The sequence below is a fragment of the Rubrobacter tropicus genome (genome assembly GCF_011492945.1).
Lineage (GTDB): Bacteria > Actinomycetota > Rubrobacteria > Rubrobacterales > Rubrobacteraceae > Rubrobacter_D > Rubrobacter_D tropicus.
This window is the reverse complement of record NZ_CP045119.1, coordinates 2,309,389-2,326,400: the sequence shown is the minus strand read 5'-3', so window position 1 is coordinate 2,326,400 and position 17,012 is coordinate 2,309,389. Positions and strand designations below refer to the sequence as shown.

12 protein-coding genes, 3 tRNA genes and 1 other RNA gene are annotated in these 17,012 nt (G+C 66.7%); 10 read left to right on the top strand and 6 right to left on the bottom strand.

The window, feature by feature from the left end; translation table 11 throughout:
• Positions 1-63: 63 nt before the first annotated feature.
• The 6 genes from GBA63_RS11580 (at position 64) to GBA63_RS11555 (ending at position 4,273) form a co-directional block, all read left to right on the top strand.
• Positions 64-1,599 (top strand): ribonuclease R family protein, encoded by a 1,536-nt coding sequence (locus tag GBA63_RS11580; RefSeq protein WP_166176224.1) that lies wholly within the window; start codon positions 64-66, stop codon positions 1,597-1,599.
• Positions 1,596-2,048, top strand: coding sequence for an SsrA-binding protein SmpB (gene smpB, locus GBA63_RS11575; protein WP_166176222.1), 453 nt, complete (start codon positions 1,596-1,598; stop codon positions 2,046-2,048). Before GBA63_RS11580 ends, smpB begins: the two co-directional genes overlap by 4 nt.
• A gap of 197 nt (positions 2,049-2,245) precedes the next feature.
• Positions 2,246-2,601: a transfer-messenger RNA gene (gene ssrA, locus GBA63_RS11570) on the top strand.
• A 648-nt stretch (positions 2,602-3,249) separates the two neighbouring features.
• Complete coding sequence (gene murI, locus GBA63_RS11565; protein ID WP_166176220.1) at positions 3,250-4,062, top strand: glutamate racemase; 813 nt, start codon at positions 3,250-3,252, stop codon at positions 4,060-4,062.
• A gap of 38 nt (positions 4,063-4,100) precedes the next feature.
• Positions 4,101-4,174: transfer RNA gene (locus GBA63_RS11560), tRNA-Pro, on the top strand.
• A gap of 28 nt (positions 4,175-4,202) precedes the next feature.
• Positions 4,203-4,273 (top strand) — tRNA-Gly (locus GBA63_RS11555).
• A gap of 142 nt (positions 4,274-4,415) precedes the next feature.
• On the opposite strand, the gene GBA63_RS11550 is transcribed toward GBA63_RS11555, so the two are convergent.
• Positions 4,416-4,805, bottom strand: a complete 390-nt coding sequence (locus tag GBA63_RS11550) for a response regulator (RefSeq protein ID WP_166176218.1) — start codon at positions 4,803-4,805, stop codon at positions 4,416-4,418.
• On the bottom strand, positions 4,802-7,633 hold the full coding sequence (locus GBA63_RS11545; protein ID WP_207956732.1) for a PAS domain S-box protein: 2,832 nt from the start codon (positions 7,631-7,633) through the stop codon (positions 4,802-4,804). Before GBA63_RS11545 ends, GBA63_RS11550 begins: the two co-directional genes overlap by 4 nt.
• Positions 7,634-7,750: 117 nt before the next feature.
• On the opposite strand from GBA63_RS11545, the gene GBA63_RS11540 reads away from it, so the two are divergent.
• Positions 7,751-7,824, top strand: a tRNA-Arg gene (locus GBA63_RS11540).
• A 414-nt stretch (positions 7,825-8,238) separates the two neighbouring features.
• Here GBA63_RS11540 and GBA63_RS11535 read toward each other — a convergent pair.
• The 4 genes from GBA63_RS11535 to GBA63_RS11520 form a co-directional block, all read right to left on the bottom strand.
• Positions 8,239-8,715, bottom strand: coding sequence for a calcium-binding protein (locus GBA63_RS11535; RefSeq protein WP_207956731.1), 477 nt, complete (start codon positions 8,713-8,715; stop codon positions 8,239-8,241).
• A 908-nt stretch (positions 8,716-9,623) separates the two neighbouring features.
• Positions 9,624-11,648, bottom strand: a complete 2,025-nt coding sequence (locus GBA63_RS11530; RefSeq protein WP_166176214.1) for a calcium-binding protein — start codon at positions 11,646-11,648, stop codon at positions 9,624-9,626.
• Between the two features lies 1 nt (position 11,649).
• Entirely contained in the window at positions 11,650-13,122 is a 1,473-nt protein-coding gene (wbaP, locus tag GBA63_RS11525; protein WP_166176212.1) for an undecaprenyl-phosphate galactose phosphotransferase WbaP, read from the bottom strand.
• Between the two features lie 308 nt (positions 13,123-13,430).
• The gene (locus GBA63_RS11520) at positions 13,431-14,150 is read right to left on the bottom strand and encodes a hypothetical protein (RefSeq protein WP_166176210.1); all 720 of its coding nucleotides are present in this window, start codon (positions 14,148-14,150) and stop codon (positions 13,431-13,433) included.
• A 625-nt stretch (positions 14,151-14,775) separates the two neighbouring features.
• Between GBA63_RS11520 and GBA63_RS11515 the strand changes: the two genes are divergently transcribed.
• Genes GBA63_RS11515 through GBA63_RS11505 form a run of 3 tightly spaced genes read left to right on the top strand, consistent with a single transcriptional unit; the run spans position 14,776 to position 17,006 of the window.
• Positions 14,776-15,672, top strand: a complete 897-nt coding sequence (locus tag GBA63_RS11515) for an ABC transporter permease subunit (protein ID WP_166176208.1) — start codon at positions 14,776-14,778, stop codon at positions 15,670-15,672.
• 22 nt (positions 15,673-15,694) lie between these two features.
• Positions 15,695-16,318 (top strand): phosphatase PAP2 family protein, encoded by a 624-nt coding sequence (locus GBA63_RS11510; protein ID WP_166176206.1) that lies wholly within the window; start codon positions 15,695-15,697, stop codon positions 16,316-16,318.
• 10 nt (positions 16,319-16,328) lie between these two features.
• Complete coding sequence (locus GBA63_RS11505) at positions 16,329-17,006, top strand: response regulator transcription factor (protein ID WP_166176204.1); 678 nt, start codon at positions 16,329-16,331, stop codon at positions 17,004-17,006.
• The last annotated feature ends 6 nt before the right edge of the window (positions 17,007-17,012 follow it).

The following is a 17,012-nucleotide window of genomic DNA, read 5'->3' as shown; positions in this document are numbered from 1 at the left end:
GTGCTGGTCCGAAGGGGCAAGTATTCCGTCGCCGATCCTCTGTTCGTGGAGGAGCGTCGTCCTGTGCTGGTCGGACGCAAGGTTCGGCGTGGGGCCGAGGTTGGGGACATCGTGCTGGTGAACGCGAGGGAGATGAACCGCTCGCTGCGGGGCGAGGTCACGCGCGTGATCGGACCCTCGGACGACCCCCGCAACGTCTACGAAGCCCTGTTTGCCTCTATCGGAACCGGACGGACGTTTCCCCCGAAGGTCGAGGCGGGGGCGGAGGCCGTCGCCGGGAAGCCGATCGGTGAGCGCCGGGACCTCAGGCACCTGCCGACGGTCACGATCGACGGCGACGACGCGAAGGACTTCGACGACGCCATCTCCGTCGAGCGCCTGGCCGACGGCTACAGGGTGTGGGTGCACATCGCGGACGTTAGCCACTTCGTAGAGCCCGGCTCCGCGCTCGACAGGCAGGCGGAGTTCCGGGGGAACTCGGTCTACCTGCCCGGCACCGTAGCGCCCATGCTGCCCGAGCGGCTCTCGAACGACGTCTGCTCGCTGAAGCCGAACGTGGAGCGGGCCACGGTGACGGCAGAGGTGGAGGTTTCGGGGGGCGGTGAGACGAAAAGCGCCGTGGCCTACAGGAGCCTTATAGTCAGCGACGCGAGGCTCACCTACGCCGGCGTAGACGCATTTCTGGACGGTGGGGGAGAGACGGAGCAGTCCGACCTGGTAAGGGCCGCCTACGACCTATCCCGGCGCCTGAAGACGGGGGCGGCCAGGCGGGGCAAGCTGGAGCTTGGCGGGAGGGAGCCCGAGTACGAGCTGGACGAAGACGGGGTCCCCGTGGGCTCTACGACGCGGCGCTCGACGCCGGCGCGGGAGCTTATAGAGGAGCTCATGGTCCTCGCCAACGAGGCCGTGGCGAGGATGCTATCTGGCAGCAACGGCGGCGTTTTCCGGGTACACGAGAGGCCGGACGAGGAATCCTTGGAGACCTTGGGCCAGAGGTTAGCGGCGGTCGGGATGCAGGTCGAGCCGACGCCCGAGAACCTCGGGACCATCTCCCAGATGGCGAAGTCCGACGCCGTAAACTATCTGATACTGCGCTCCATCCCGCGCGCGCTCTACTCGCCCCAAGACGACGGGCACTACGGGCTCGCGCTGGAGCACTACACGCATTTCACCTCCCCGATCCGGCGCTACGCCGACGTCCTCGTTCACCGGGCTCTGCTGGGCGACGAGGCCCCGGCCGACCTTCCGACCGTCGCGGCCGAGATCTCCGAGCGGGAGTACCGCTCCGCGATCTGCGAGCGCACTGCTGACGACTACACCCTGATGTGGCTGATGCGCGACCGCGTCGGTGAGGACCTGGAAGGGACGGTCGTGAGCACCGCCTCCTTCGGCCTCTTCGTCCAACTGGAGACGGGCGCAACCGGGCTCGTCCACGTCAGCAAGCTCCCTGGCTGGTGGGAGCTAGAGGAGAGCGGCGTGGTGCTGTCCAACAACACCATCGGGGCTTCCTACAGGGTGGGGGACAGGGTGCTGGTAGAATTGATCGACGTACTCCCGCTCATGCGGCGGGCCGAGTTAAGAGTGGTGAAACGGCTATGACCGACTTTGCGCGCAACAAGAAAGCTTTGCACGACTTCAACATAGAAGAGACCTACGAGGCCGGGATCTCGCTGACGGGCCCCGAGGTCAAGTCCATCCGCGAAGGCCGGGCCAACCTCAAGGAGAGCTACGCGCGGGTGCGCGACGGCGAGGTGTTCCTGATCGGGATGCACGTCTCCCCCTACGAGAACGCCACCCAGCGCGACCAGCGCCCGACCCGCGACCGGAAGCTGCTCCTGCACCGCAAGGAGATAGACCGCCTCATCGGCAAAACCCTGACCGAGGGCAACACCCTCGTCCCGCTCAAGCTCTACTCCAAAAACGGCAACGTCAAGCTCCAGATCGGAGTAGCCAGCCGCAAGCGCGAGTACGACAAGCGCCGCGACATCGCCCGCAAGACGGCGGAACGCGAGATGCAACGCGCCGTCAAGGAGAGCCTGCGCCGGTAGAGTGGTCAGCTATTAGCTATCAGCTTTCAGCCGTCAGCTTTGTTGTCTCGAATGGGAGCCAGCGATGCGAGCGGCTTTAAGTGTTCACGGTGCTGCAAACCGCCCGTGGGGCGCAGGCCATCTCGCCTGGTCTATCGGTGGCTGAAAGCTGATAGCTGACGGCTGACGGCGGCAGTGATAAAATCACTGCCTACACAGGGGGCGTTTTGGCTTCGACGGGAGTGGTCAGCGTCCAGTGAGACGAGCCGAGTTTGCTGGAGACTCGTAAAACGCCGGCGACAAAGATACTCGCCAACGACAATGTTGCGATGGCAGCCTAACTAAACTAGGTAGCCCATCGGTCCGGGCGGCCCACGGCCCGGGGTCCGGTGTCATTTAGTGGGCTCTACCTCAGGGGTTCCGGCCCGGAGCTTCTGGGGGACACTTGAAGGGCTAGCCCCGCGGCGGCGCCCCGGTCCGGCGCGGAAGGCGAAACTAAACCGGGAGCTACGCTCGTAGAATCTCACGGACGGCGCGCTCGCGGACGCGGGTTCGAGTCCCGCCGCCTCCACTGAAGGGCCCCGGACGGTTCCCCTCCGGGGCCCGCACGCTTCGGCCTTCGGCCTACGCTTTCAGCCCGGCGCTTCGCGCCTTGTCAGCACGCCTCCTTCGGAGGCTTTCAGCGGTCAGCTTCTTTCTGGAGTGGCTCTATTGCTGTTACGTGCTGTGGTGTTTGGGGCGGGGCTTTTAAGCCGGAGGCAAGGAGAGATGGCTTGAAGTCGAGGGCTTTGATCTGGTCTAGCTGGAACCACCGGAGCTCGATTTCGATGTCTCCGTTCAACGTGCGACGGGTCCAGCTCCTATCCAGGATGGCCGGGTCTGTGGGAGAGACGGCGTAGATGAAGGCCGGTTCGTGGTAGTCGGTTTTGTCCAGGTTGCAGAAGTTCTCGACTTTCCGGAGCAGGTCTTTGATCTCCGCCTCGTACCCTGTCTCCTAGATCAATTCGCGGCTCAGGGTGGTGCGGGTGTCTTCCGAAAGTTCGACCCTCCCTCCGGGTAGAAGCCGGTAATCGTCTTGATCCGCCCTCGTCAGGAGGACGTATCCGTTGTGGGTGCAGAGGCCGGCTACGCGGTGCTCGAAGCGTCTGCCCTGACGGCCGAAGGAGATCATGGTCCGGGTGAGTTCATTGGAAAGTCTGTTGAACGGATATAATAGAGCCCCGTGAGCGATCCACGGCCTATAGGGGTTTTCGATTCGGGTGTCGGGGGGCTGACGGTTCTGGCGGAGATTCGGGATCGGCTGCCCTACGAGCACACCTTGTACTTCGGGGACACGGCGCGGGTCCCCTACGGGCCGCGGGACCCCGCCGAGGTCAGATGGTTCGCGTTCGAGATCGTGCGCTACCTGGTCGAGCAGGACGTGAAGATGGTCGTGATCGCCTGCAACACGGCCGCCGCCGCCGCCCTGCGCACCCTGCAGCGCTCCTTCGAGGTCCCGATCATAGGCGTCGTGGAGCCCGGAGCCAGGGCAGCCGTCGAGGAGACGCGCAATCGCCGCGTCGGTGTCCTGGCGACGCAGCTGACCGCCAGGAGCGCGGCTTACAGGCGGGCGGTTCACTCTCTGGACGCCGGTATAGAGGTCTACGAGCAGGCGTGCCCCGAGTTCGTGCCCCTGATCGAGAAGGGCATCGTGGACGGGCCCGAGCTCGAGTCCGTGGCGGCGGGATATCTGGAGCCGCTCATGCGGCGGCGGGTGGACGCCGTGGTGCTCGGGTGCACCCACTACCCGCTCATCTCCGCGCCCATAAACCGGATCCTTGGGCCCGAGGTGCGCCTGATCTCCTCCGCCGGCCAGACCGCTCTTGAGGTCGGCCGGATGCTCTCGCGCCGCGGTAACCTGCGACGCCCCCTAAACGTCGAGGACGAGGGGAACGCCACGTACGTCTGCAGCGCAGATCCCGAAGAGTTCGCGACTCTGGGTAGCCGCTTTCTCGACGAGGAGATAGTGGCCGTGACGCCCGCGGCCGTCATTTAAAGCCGCGCGCCCTTTGTTATACTCACCCCTGGTCTCCGCGGGGCGTGGCGCAGCCTGGTAGCGCACCTGCTTTGGGAGCAGGGGGTCGGAGGTTCGAATCCTCTCGCCCCGACAGCAGAGCCCGGAAGACCTACGCACAAGCGGGTGTAGCTCAATGGTAGAGCTCCAGCCTTCCAAGCTGGCGATGGGGGTTCGATCCCCCTCACCCGCTCTCTCATGGGTGGGGTGTGCGGCATGGAGCCCGGCCGATCCCGGGTGGCCTAAAGCGGATCGCAGTGGCATTGAGCCACTGCGATCCGCGCCGTCAGCCGTCAGCCCGCTGCGGCCCCGCCTCCGCTGTCAGCCATCGGCTGTCAGGCGTTTCCGAGCCGTCGCACGGTGCAGATTACCTCTTTGGGGGAGGAGAGTTTATCGAGGACCTCTGCAGCGCCCGCGCGCATGGCCCTCTCGATGTTGGTCGGGTGGAGGCTGGCGCTCATTATCAGGACGGAACCCTCGGGGTTCGCCTCGTGCAGCTCGCCGATCAGGTCGGCCCCGTTGCCGTCTGGGAGGCCGAGGTCGAGGACTACCACGTCGAACTTCGCCGTCGCCACCTGGCTACGGGCCTCGGTGAGGGAGCCGGCCTGGGCCGTGACCTCGAGGTCGGGCTGGCCTTCGAGCAGTTCGACCATGAGGTTCCTGAATTCGAGGTGATCGTCGACCAGCATGATACGGGTTAGCGTTGCGAGCCCTTCCCCCTTCAATTCCTTACCTCCTTCGGCAAGGGGGCCCGCAAGAGCACCCTGGTTCCCCGCCCCGGTTCGCTCTCGACTTGCAGTGAGCCGCCGACGGCCGCCGCCCGCTCGCGCATGCTGTTCTGGCCCACGCCGGGGACGGTTTCGGGGCCGAAGCCCCGCCCGTCGTCCGAGACCTCCGCGATCATGTCCTCCCCCTCGGTCTTGAGCACGACCGTCACTTTGCTTGCCTGCGAATGACGCCTGGCGTTGGTTAGCGCCTCCTGGAGCACGCGCCAGAGTTGCGTCCCGGTCTCCCCCAAAGGATACGACGGGAATCCATCTTCGATTTCCAGGTCGATCTCGTAGCCTGCGGCCATAGACCGGTTACGGTCTACGAGGTCGTTCACGAGGTCGGGGAAGGGCCGGTTCAGCTCGTCTTCGATGCGAAGGTCGTGAACCGCGTCCCGCAGCCCCTGGGCGGCCCGACGGATGGCGTCGATTGCCCCCTGAAGTTGCTTCTCCAGTTCTGTTCCTTCGGCTTGTAGCATCACCACCCCCATCGCCGCGGCGGTGTAGGAGAGGTCCTGCAGTACGCTGTCGTGCAGGTCGCGGGCCATCCGGTTTCGCTCGGCCTCCCGCACCTTTCGCAGGGCCTCACCCGCCCGCCGCCTCTCGGTTATATCCCTGAAGATGTTTACCGCCATGCGTACCCCGTGCTGCTCGTCGAAAACGGGCTCCGATCTGACGAGCGCCCACCGGTCCTCGTCCGTCGCCCGGACGCGGAAGCGCAGGACCTTCTCGCCCCCCTCCTCGCCGGCGAGCGCCCTGCGTCCCGGCAACTCCTCGACGGGGAACGGCAGCCCCTCTTCGTCGAAGACTTCGAACCTCGCCATCACCTCCCGCACGGGGGCCCCGATGAACTCGCGGGCCGAGGGGTACCCAACCAACCTAGCCGCCGTCTCGTTGGCGTAGATGATGCGTCCCGTCGGGTCCTGGGCGGTAATGCCGTCCGCCACCCCGCGCAAAACTACCTCCAGCTGGTCCCTGGACGCCCGCAACTCTTCCTGCGCCCGCCTGCGCTCGGAGAGCTCCCGCCGGGCCTCCTCGAAGAGCTTGGCGTTGTCCACGGCGAGGGCCGCGCGCCGGGCCAGCTCCCTGGCGAACTCCAGGTCGGGCTCCCCGTAGCGCCGGCCCGACTCCGCCGCGACCAGGGAGATCGCGCCGAGCGTCCGGCCCCGCGCGAGGAGCGGGACCACCATGTACGACCTCAGACCCAGTTTCCTGAGGATCTCGCGGTGCTCCTCGTCGCGGGCGACACCTTCGATCACCTCGGGGGGTATCTCGGGCATCATCTCCGGCTCACCGGTCCTCAGGACCCGGTGCACGCCCCTCGGGGCATCCGGGTCGGGAGGGTAGCGTTCCTGCAACTCGTAGGCGAGCGCCACCTTCTCGGGGTCCGGGTGCTCGACGGCGAGCCGCTCAAGCGCGCCGTCTTCCCCAAAGACGTCCACGGCGCACCAGTCGGCCAGGGCGGGCACCGCCAGGCGGGCGACGTTGGAGAGCGTCGCCCGGTAGTCGAGCGAGGAGGCGAGCACGTCGCTCGCCTCGGCCAAAAGGCGTTGCGCCTCTTCGGCCAGGTGGCGTTCGGTTACGTCCCGCTGCGTCCCCCAGGCCCTTACCAGGCGGCCTTCTTCCACTATGCCGGCGAGGTTGTTCAGGAAGTGCTTGGGCCTGCCATCCCGGTCCACCTCGACCGACTCGGCGTCGGCGATCCGGTAGCCGGACCTCACGAAAGCCTCGAGGTATTGCAGGTTCTCCGGTACCGGGCGGGGCAAGAGATCGCCGAGTCGCGCGCCCAGGATCTCCTCTGCCCGCGAAAACCCGTACATGGCCGCCATCGCGTCGTTGCACTCGGCAAGGTAACCGTGGCTGTAGAACCTCTCGATCTGCTCCTCTACGGGCAGGTCCGTCGGCACGGGCTCCTCGAGTTCGAAGCGCCAGATGCCCTCGGTTGAGTGCTCGACGAAGCCCCGGTAGCGCTCCGTGCTCCGCCTCAGCTCCTCCTCGGTCCGCTTGCGCCCGGTCACGTCCCTGAAGTAGACCGAGAGGCCGTCTTCGGAGGGGTAGATCTGCCCGGCCGCCCAAAAGCCGAGGACGGGGACTACCGTCTCGAACTCGGTCGTAACGCGGCGCTCCGCCGCGAGCATCATCCGCCGGTAGAGCTCGGAGTCCGCCAGCCTCGGAAACTCCTCCCAGATGGTCGACCCGAGCAGCTCCTCGCGGGAGCGGCCCCAGAGCTCCTCCGCCCTGTGGTTGAGGTAGGTGAACCGCCACCCGTCGTCGACCGCGAAGAAGGCGTCGGTTATGCTCTCCAGGATGCGCGAAAATTGCTCCCGCGCCACCTGTTCTCGGAGCAGCAAACGCTCGCGTTCTTCCGCCTCCACGCGTTCGGTTATGTCCCGCGTGACCTTGGCGAAGCCGCGGATGTCCCCCTCCTCGCTCCTCAGGGCGGTGATGACGACGCTGGCCCAGAACCGTGAGCCGTCCTTGCGCACCCTCAGGCCCGTCTCCTCGTAGCTGCCCTCCGCCGCCGCGAGGCGCAACTCCCAGGCGGGGTGCCCGCGCTCGACGTCCTCCTCGGTGTAGAAGACCGAGAAGTGCCGGCCCAGGATCTCCCCGGACTTGTAGCCCTTGATGCGTTCGGCGCCCCGGTTCCAGGTGACGATGCGTCCCTCGGGGTCGAGCATGAAGATCGCGTAGTCCTTTACGCCCTCGACCAGGAGCCGGAATCGCTCCTCGCTCTCGCGCAGCAGCTCACCGCTACGCCCAGAAGCCTCACCGTTTTCGGATCTCACCGACATCCCTCCCCGACCTCGAGGATCAGTAGCCCGTATTGTGGCATAACCACTAGCCCCGTTACACTCAACATCAGGCACGCTTCGGCTATAATGCTCCCCGCGCGCAAGCCAGATGCGCCCGTAGCTCAACTGGACAGAGCAGCGGACTTCTAATCCGCAGGTTGCAGGTTCGAGTCCTGCCGGGCGCGCCCCTCAGGTTCCGATAGGTAAGCCAACAACCCGCCGGCCGCGACAGCCTGCGCGGCCCGATTCGCCGCCTTGACCACAGAATTGGTGGGGCGCGGCGACGTTCCGCCGGGCGAGGTGGTCTGGGCGAACATCTCGGGAGACCCGAAGGCCGCAATTTGGATCATCTGCCCTGAGGAGCTACGCCACACTGGACATGGTGCCGCTTTGCCTGGTCGATACAACGCGCAGTATTCAGGCCTCGGGTAGTCCCTGGCGCGCAAGAACCGCGGCGGGCAGCGCACTCGCGCCGAAAGCTCGAAGCTCACTTGCGTTGTTCCGTGCGGTGCATCGTGCCGAATTCAAGTACGAAGGGGGCCGGGGTCTCGTAGGGCCCCGGCCCGTTTGGTCTCTGAGGTCGGCCAGAGATTCTGCGACTACTCGCAGGTTGCGTGGACTACGTCGAGACCGTTGTCGAAGCTTTCGACGATGTCGTCGCCGGGTCCGCAGTTGATGAAGTCCTTGTTGCCGTCCTCGGCAAGGAAGACTTCGTCGCCTCCTCCTCCGAAGCCTCTGTCCACCGAGCCCTGGGTGTCAAACGCCGCGAGGTCGATGGTGTCGTCGCCGTTCTCGCCCTTGACGTTGTCGTTGCCCTCCGCTCCTAGCAACGTGTCGTTGCCCTCGCCACCAAATACCGTGTCGTTGCCGAGGTAGGGGTCGACCCTGTCGTCACCACCTAGCGCCCGGATCACGTCGTTGGCCGTCAGAGAAACCCCGTTGTATGGCCCTGGTCCTATCAAGTCGGCGTTTGCCGTGCCGTTGATGTTGGCCGCCAGCGCCGCCCCCGCGGCCAGCGCCACCAGCAGCATCGACACCAGAAGGACCGCCACCGCTCTCCTCGTCTCTACGCCCACCTTCTTGCGTCCCTCCGTTCACGCATAAAGCGCAATAGACTCTTGCTGGACTCTTATCCTTTCTACACCCGCGTCCGTTCCTGCCAACCACCCCTCTTTCGCTTCGCGTACCCACGACGCTTCGGAGGGGCCCGACCGCCCCACCCGATGCGCTCCGTTCCTGGCCGCAACCACGAGGTGCGGCGTGGCGCCCGCAGGGCCTGGCGAGGTGCGCGTCCTCGCCGATGGGCACCAAAGCCGCGAACCCCACCGCGAGCAGAAACGCCAGGATCGCGCCTCCGAACTACGGTTTTTATGGCCCGAGGTGCCCCCCGTGTTTCTTCCGCCAAACGCCACGAGGCCATGGTCGCAAAGAAGGGGATGCTGAACATGGGGCGATGGCTTCAAATTCTGTTGGGACGTTCTGCGCGGCGGTCGGACCCGTAGCGGCAAAGGGCCGGGCGCCATACGCGCGGCCCCTCTTCATGCCCTTGCCCACCCGGGTGCGCGGTAGTTTCCGAAGTTCGCATCAGGAGACGAAAGGAGGTCCGGTTCCAGCGGGAGTTTTGCCCACTTCTTCGATGAGGGCTATACCCTATCCGTTTGGGGGAGGCGAAGCGATCTGGCCGTCAGGATCTCATAGCGGGTTGCATAAGTACTGAACTCTGGTGTTGGTGAGGTTTTGAGGCACCGAGGTCTTGAGGGGTGCGTCTCGAAACCCCGGGCAAGCTCCGACCCTACACCCCTAAAAGCCTAATAGCCCAAGAACCTGAAAGCCCCAAAACCTCCATGACTCGTGGCCCGTTCGTCATGGGCCCCATCCTTCCGCAAACCGCTGTCAGGAGACCGCGGTGGCGGAATTGCGGCACTCCCCGGGGGTGGGCGGGGAGTGCCGCTCGCGGCTTCGCGCTTGCCTGGGGTTTGGGATGCTACGGGCAACCGGTTATGGAAGCCTCCGTGGCGTCCGTGGTGCAGCGATCCGTGCCGGTCCCGCCGTTGACTTCGTCGTTGCCGCTCACGGTGTCCTTCGAGTTGAGCTTGTCGTTGTCCTCGTCCCCGAAGAGCCTGTCGGCCCCCGCGCCGCCCGCGACGGTGTCGGCGCCGATGGAGCCGCGGTTGGTGTCGTTGCCCGAGCCGCCCTGGAGGGTGTCGTTGCCGCCATGGCCGAGAAGCGTGTCGTTGCCGCCCAGACCCTTCAGGGTGTCGTCGCCGCCGAAGCCGCAGATCACGTCGTTGCGCGAGGTGCCGTTGATCGTGTTGTTGGCCGCCGTGCCGTTGATCGTGCACTTCGGCGTCGGCGCGTCGGCCTCGTCGTTGTCGGTCGCCGACTGGCAGCCAGGGTCGTTGCTGGGCCCGGTTCCGAAGTCGATCTTGCCGTCTCCGTCGTTGTCGATACCGTCGGAGCACTGGGCGGCGGGGGGAGCGTCCTCGACGGTGTAGGCGTGGCTGGTCGAGGACGTGTTGCCGGCGTTGTCCGTCGCCGTCACCGTGAAGTTCTTCTGCCCGGGCGAGGCCGTGTCGATGGCGGCCCCGTTCGGCGCGGTGCCGGTGCAGGATTGCACGCCGGAACCGGCGTCGGCGCAGGTGTAGGCCGTGTTCACTGTCTGGTTGAGGGCGTAGGTCGCGCCCTCGGGGGGCGTCTGCAGGTTTATGGTCGGCGGGGCGGTGTCGGCCTCGATGTCTATGGTGTTGTGGAGGTAGAAGTTGCTGGCGTCGTCCGAGGCCAGCATCAGTATCCCGCTGGCGCTCGTGGCGTTCTGCTTGGTGGAGGTCACGTTGTTGATGGAGGTGTCTGTGCTGCTCTTGATAAACGGCGTGCCGCGGCCCTCCGGGAAGTTCGGGGCGTCGAGGGACGTCTTCTTGTAGTAGATCGTGCCGCCGGGGGAGACCGGGGCGGTGGCGAAGACGTAGAGGTTGTGGTTCTCCTCGTCGGTTATAAGCGCGGGCCTTGTGTGGTCGTCGGCGACCCGGCCGAAGACGTGGCGGGTGAAGCTGCCGTCCTGGCGCAGGACGGTCAGCAGGATCAGGGGCGCGTTGGGATCCGGGGTGCCCGTGTCGCCGAAGGAGGTCTTGTGAACGGTGAAGATCCTGCCCTCGGGATCCGTCTGCAGCGACTTTAGGCTGATGTGGTCGTCGGCGCTCTTGGGACCCTCTATGACCGTCCGGGTCGGCTGCCACGCGTCGTCCGCGGCCCCGTCCGTGTGGGCCGTGAAGTAGACCTTGTCGTCGAGCTGGTTGCTCCACATCAGGCCCATCTTGGGCGCCGCCGTGCGCAGGTCGTAGGCGGCCACGGCCGAGATGTCGTCGGGGTCGACGTTGGTGCCCGCGACGGGCGGGACGAAGGGCTGGCCCCAGCTCGTGTCGCTCCCCTGGGAGCGGTTCACGAGGACGCGGCCGCCCTGGGTGAAGGTCACCCAGAGCTTGCCCGTGGTGTCCTTGTCCAGCGTGATCGCCTCCATCGGGCCGCTGCCGACGGTGACGGGGAAGCCTGTGTCGAGGGTGTAGGTCTGTGCCGACTCGTCGTAGCTGTAGCGCAGGACCTTGGCGGACTGGTCCGTGCCGGTGGCGCTCACGACGGCGGAGGCGACGTACAGTTTGTTGCCGTCCCACAGGGTGTCGGCCTTCGAGTTGTTCCGGCGGTCGATGAGGGTGCCCGTTCCCGTCCAGCTGTGGTTCGCCTTGTCGAAACGGTAGATGTGGTAGTCGTTGGCGGACGGGTCGAAGAGGCTTCCCCACCAGGTGCCGTCGTTGAACCAGAGCTTGCTCTGCGCCTTGTTGCCCGTGGGTGAGCCCACGGCGGTGCCGAAGGAGAAGTCCCTGAAGCCCACGTCCGTCGGGACAGCGAACGCCGAAATGTCGCCCAGGCGACCGAAGCCGCCCAGCATCGCGAGGGCGAGCAGGACGGAGAAGATCCAGGCCGCGGCCTGCCTGCGGGGTTTGGGCTGTCGCTGCATGCTAGTAGGCTCCTCCCTTGGACAGAACGACCTTGACGGTGCGGGCCAGCAGGACGAGGTCGAGCCACACCGACCAGTCACGCACGTAGTAGGCGTCCATCCGCACCCGCCCCTCGAAGGAGGTGCGGTTGCGCCCGGAGACCTGCCACGGGCCGGTCATTCCGGGGGGGACGCGCAGGATCTCGGCCTGCGTCTTGCCTATGTCCGCGGACTCGCGGGGCAGGTAGGGCCTCGGGCCGACCAGGCTCATCTCGCCGCGCAGCACGTTCCAGAGCTGCGGCAGCTCGTCCAGGCTGGTCCGGCGCAGGAAGCGCCCCACCCGGGTGACGCGGGGGTCGTCGTGGAGCTTGTGGTAGATCAGGTACTGCTCCCGCATCTCGGCGTCCTCCTCCAGCAGCCGCTGCAGCATGGCCTCGGCGTCGGGCAGCATGGTCCTGAACTTCAGGCACGCGAAGAGCCGCTCGTCCTGGCCCAGGCGCTGGTCCCTGTAGAAGACGGGTCCGCCGGACTCGAGCCACACGAACGCCGAGAGGACCAGGATGAGCGGCAGGATCAGGCCCCCCCCGCAGATGGTTGCGACGAGGTCGAGCACGCGCTTGGAGCGCAGCGCCCACGGGTTGAGGAGGTTGTGAGTGATCTCCACGCCGAAGGTTCCCCCCAGGTTCCTTGCCGTCGCGGCGGAGTTGGTCACCCCGCCGAGGTTCGGGATGACGACGACCCGGGAGAAGCAGCGGCTCGCCTGGCCCACGAACCTCGCCAGGTGCTCGCGGCGGATGTGCGGCATGGCGAAGATGGCCGTGTCCACCCCGTGCTCCCGCGCCAGCGACATCGCGTCCGGCAGCGTCCCCCCGTAGGGCACGCCCTCGAGGGTTCGACCCGCCGGGACCAGCCGGTTGTCGAAGACGGCGACGGGGGTGAGGCCCATCTCGCGCTCCCGCTTGAGGAGCCTCACGATCGTGGCGCCGGTCTCCCCGGAGCCCATGATCATGACCGGCTTGCCCCACGACCCGACCCTTATCAGGGCGAGCTTGACGAAATGACGCGCCAGCGGCGCGAGCGCGAGGAGCCCCAGAAAGCCCGAGAACACCAGGAGGCGGGAGAGTATGTCCTCCGCCTGGAGCGTGACGGCGAAGAGCAGGGTTATCGCCAGCGTGGCGAACGTCGCGTACGTCTGCCGGCGCAACTCCTCGGCGGCGTCGAGGCCGTAGCCGGGGTAGAGCCCGAACAGGGCCCGCAGCCCTACCCAGATCCCGACGTTCGGCACCACGGCTGCCTGCGTGATCTCCGAGAGAGGCCCGCGCCCCCAAATTACCTGAACCAGGCGCGCGGCCTCCCAGACGAAAAGGGCGAGCAGGATATCCGAGAGCACCAGCACCAGGACTACGAGCCGCTGCTTACGCAGCGTCTTCGGGCCCTGCAGGATAGGCAAACCCATTTGCTTATCGAGGACCGGCGTCGTTGCCGACCGTGCCAAGCGACACTCCCCTGTATCCCGGGGCGCCGATTTCCCGTGAGGACCGACGCCGATTTCCTTACCCGCCGTGTAACGCGGATTTAACTCCGTGGACCCACAGATAGCCGAACGGGAAGGGGGCGACAAGGGTTCGGGCGTCGATGCGGGCCGGAAGGGACCCTAATACAACCCAAGGTGCAACCCGGCGCCGACCGTGGGCTCGTACCAAAGTGCAAGCCGGACGGGGCAAGCACCGGGCACCGCAAACGGCCGCGAAACCGTACCCGCCGCCGCCGGGGTCTCGTCCGCGCCTCCCGCGCCGGAGGCCCTCACCCGGTCTTGACGTCGACCAGGTTCAGGCCCTCTGAGGCGCCCACCTGGCCCACCCCGGGGGCGTAGTACTTGTGCTCCACGAGGCCGGGCTCAAGTGGCGTCCATTCCTTTGTGATCAGCACGTGGTCGAACGAACCGTATGGCACCGTGGCCGATTCGTTTACGCTGACGACCTCGGCCTTGTCCTCGGCCTCGCCCTCGTAGTACTCCTGGCGGTAGGAGAGGCCAGGCTTCGGGTCGGCCTGCATGATGATGCCGGGCCTGGCCCCGTCCACCCCTGCCTCCCACGAACCGCCGGTGCTGACCACCTTCCCGTTCCTGTACTCCTTGGTGTCCTCCCCGAAGTACCAGACGGTGCCCTTCTCGTCCTGGGCGTACCAGTCGAAGGTCCGTTCGATCAGCTCGCCGCCCTCCGTGGCCGTGTCCCTGACGACGACGCATTCCACGCCCATGACCCGCCGGGTGTCGTGGGTGACGGCCACCTCATCGCGCTCCGCCTTCTCCCCGCGCTTCTCGTAGACGAAGGTGGTGCCGGGCTCTAGCGGGAAGTACTCGTTGTCGATGGTGGTGGTGAAATCGGCGGGATCGACTCGGGGCGCGTAGGCTTTCCGGGTACTCCCGGTGGCGTCGCCGGTCTCCCCGGAGGAGCCGCCGCACCCTGCCGCGAGCAAGACCGCCACCCCGATGATTACTCCCAATACCGTTCCCCGTGCCATGCTGTTCACCGCCTTCTCCCTGGGCTCGGCCCGCGCGTTCAGCGCAACCAGCGCCCGAGCCCGAAACAGCTTCTCTGCCGAGTATGCGACCCGATCCTAAGAATCCGCTGAGAAACGTGGGCCCTTCCCGGGGAACGGGGGTGAACATCCACCGTCGGCGGACCGTATGCGCCTGACCCGGGAAGTTCTCATCTCCCTCTCAGAAACGATGATTAGACTGTCCGTGCGTGACCGGATGGTCGTGAAAAGTGAGTTGGTGAGGTGCCTGGCCTCAGAGGGGAAGGAGCACGTGGTGCGCAGCTGGATGAACTACGCGGGGGCACTTCTCCTGGTCCTGACGGGGGCGTTTCTATTCTCCTGGGATTCGGCCTTCGCGACAGTCCGGACCCCGGCGTTGGCCCAGCAACTTGTCGTGGCGGGCCTCTTGTGGGCGGGCCTGGCCCTCAACGGCCCTCTGCGAGAGCGCTCCTACCAGAGATGCCTGGCCGAATCGGTCCGTGTTGGGCCTGCCCGTGTCGCCGGTTACAGAAGCCATCGGGGTTCGCGGCGCGTAACGGCTCGCCCCTTTAGCGGAGGAGGTCTCCACCGGCCGCACGGGGCTGGAGGGGGGAGAGGAGGTGTCGCGATGGACGCGTCGGCCGCTGTTGTGGGAGGTTCCTTCCTGAAGGACTCCGCCCGTATCGGTGCCGGGGAGGCGCGACGGAACCTCTACGGCGTCAGAGGGTCGATGTGGGCCGTGCTCACCGCGGTCGTCCTGAACCTGGTGAGCTCGGATCTCCTGCTCACGGACAAAGAGCTTTCGTCCTCGGGGCAGGACGAAGTCCTCTACACGGTGGCGAGCCTCGCTATAGGTCTGGGCCTCCTCGTGGCCGGCGTCTTTGCGGCGGACCCCGTGTCCGGCAAGAAGGAGCGGGCGACGCTGGAGGGCGGGCTGCTCACCCCTGCGAAGCGTGGGGCGCCGCTCCTGGGCAAGGTCTGGGGAGCCTTGGCGACGTGGTTTCTCGTCTTCGCCATCTCCGTCCCCTACGTCCTTGTGGCCGGCATCGGCGCAAGCGTCCCGTGGGCGGTGTTGATCTACACCTTCGTCCTGGGCACCTTCTGCGTGGCGGGCTTCGCGACCCTGACCGTGGGCATAAGCGCCCTCTCGCGCTCCGGGCGTGGGGTGATGCTCGCCTCCATGGCCGTGCTGCTCGTGATGGTGACCCCGGCCCTGCTCGGCGCCGCGCTGCAGAAGAGCTGGCTCGCCAGCGCCTACAACGCCTTGAGTCCCGTCGCGCAAGCGAGGCTCGCGCTCGAGAACGTTATCGTGGGCAAGGAGGCTTTTTTGCTACAGCTTCCGCACGTCGGGGGGCTGGCGGCGTTCACGGTAATCGCGGGGGTATTCGCCGCTCTCGCCGCCCGCGGCGTCTCGCCGGAAGGGGGCGGGTGGCTTGCCGGGCGCGAAGGTTTCGACCCCCGGGAACCGCTGGGAACGCGGTCTCGGACAAACGAACCGGCCCGCGCCCCGCGGGGCCAGAGGTAAGAGTAGGGACCCGGATCCCTATATGGCCGGTTGGGATCAGGCCCTCTTCCACTCGATCAACGGGTCGTGGACGGCCCCGGCGCTCGACTGGCTGATGACGACCCTGAGCCGGGCCGGGAACTCCGGCGCGGTCTGGCTGGCGTTGCTCGGGGCCATCGCCGTCTTCGGCGGGCGGACGGGACGCGTCGTGGCCCTGGCCGGTCTGTTCGCGCTCATCCTGGGTCACGGGGCCTCGGATGTCCTCAAGGAGCTCACCGTGCGGCCGAGACCGTTGGCCTCCGCGCTGGATGCGCGGCTGCTCGTCCCCAGGCCGAGCTCCTACGCGTTCCCGTCCGGGCACGCCGCCAGCGCCTTCTCCGCCGCCACCGGCGTCGTGCTGGTTGCCAGGTGGTCCCTGAAGCGGGTGCCGTTTTGGGGATGGGGCATGCTCGCCCTCGCCGCCGCCATCTCCTACTCGCGCGTCTACGTCGGCGTCCACTACCCGACGGACGTGCTGGCGGGGGCGGGCCTCGGGATCGCCTGCGGCTGGATAGGTGCCCGGTGCGTGGCGGGCCTCGCGAGCCGGACGGGGAGACCTGGACCTCCGGGCAAGACGGGCGGTCATCACGAGGAGGACCAGGAAGTACAATACCGGTTGGGAAGGTGACGAGGAGCAGATGAGGTCAGGCACTCGCATACTCCTGGTGGAAGACGACCGCTCGATCGCCGACTTCGTCGAGCCCGAGCTAGGGCGCCTCGGCTTCCGCGTACGCTGCGCCTACGACGGTCCCTCCGGCCTCGAGGAGGCCCGGCGGTTCAGGCCCGAGCTCGTGCTTCTGGACATCATGCTGCCGAAACTGGACGGGGTGGGGGTCTTGAAGGAGCTCAGGCACGAGGGCAACCGGGTGCCGGTCATCATGCTCACCGCCCGCGACGCCACGCTAGACAAGGTCCACAGCCTCGACCTCGGCGCCGACGACTACGTCACCAAGCCGTTCGACATGGACGAGCTTCTCGCCCGCATCCGGGCCCTGCTGAGGCGCGCGGAGGGGGAGGAGGTGCTCGTGGTCGCAGACCTGGAGGTGAACACGGCCACGCGCGAGGTCAGGCGCGGCGAGCGCGAGATCGAGCTTACCGCCCGCGAGTACGACCTGCTGCAGTTCATGGCCCGCAACCCCAGGCGGGTTCTCTCGCGGGAGCTCCTTCTCAGCCAGGTGTGGGACCAGAACTTCGGGGTCACCACCAACGCCGTGGAGGTCTACGTCGCGTACCTCAGGAAGAAGGTGGACGTGGCCGGGGAGCAGAAGCTGATCCACACCGTCAGGGGCGCGGGGTACGCCCTGAAAGGGGCGTAGAGGGTC

Coding starts and splice junctions, on each gene's coding strand:
- smpB (WP_166176222.1), top strand. CDS start 1,596: ATGACCGACTTTGCGCGCAACAAGAAAGCTTTGCACGACTTCAACATA.
- GBA63_RS11530 (WP_166176214.1), bottom strand. CDS start 11,648: ATGCAGCGACAGCCCAAACCCCGCAGGCAGGCCGCGGCCTGGATCTTC.
- GBA63_RS11520 (WP_166176210.1), bottom strand. CDS start 14,150: ATGGCACGGGGAACGGTATTGGGAGTAATCATCGGGGTGGCGGTCTTG.
- GBA63_RS11515 (WP_166176208.1), top strand. CDS start 14,776: ATGGACGCGTCGGCCGCTGTTGTGGGAGGTTCCTTCCTGAAGGACTCC.
- GBA63_RS11510 (WP_166176206.1), top strand. CDS start 15,695: ATGGCCGGTTGGGATCAGGCCCTCTTCCACTCGATCAACGGGTCGTGG.
- GBA63_RS11505 (WP_166176204.1), top strand. CDS start 16,329: ATGAGGTCAGGCACTCGCATACTCCTGGTGGAAGACGACCGCTCGATC.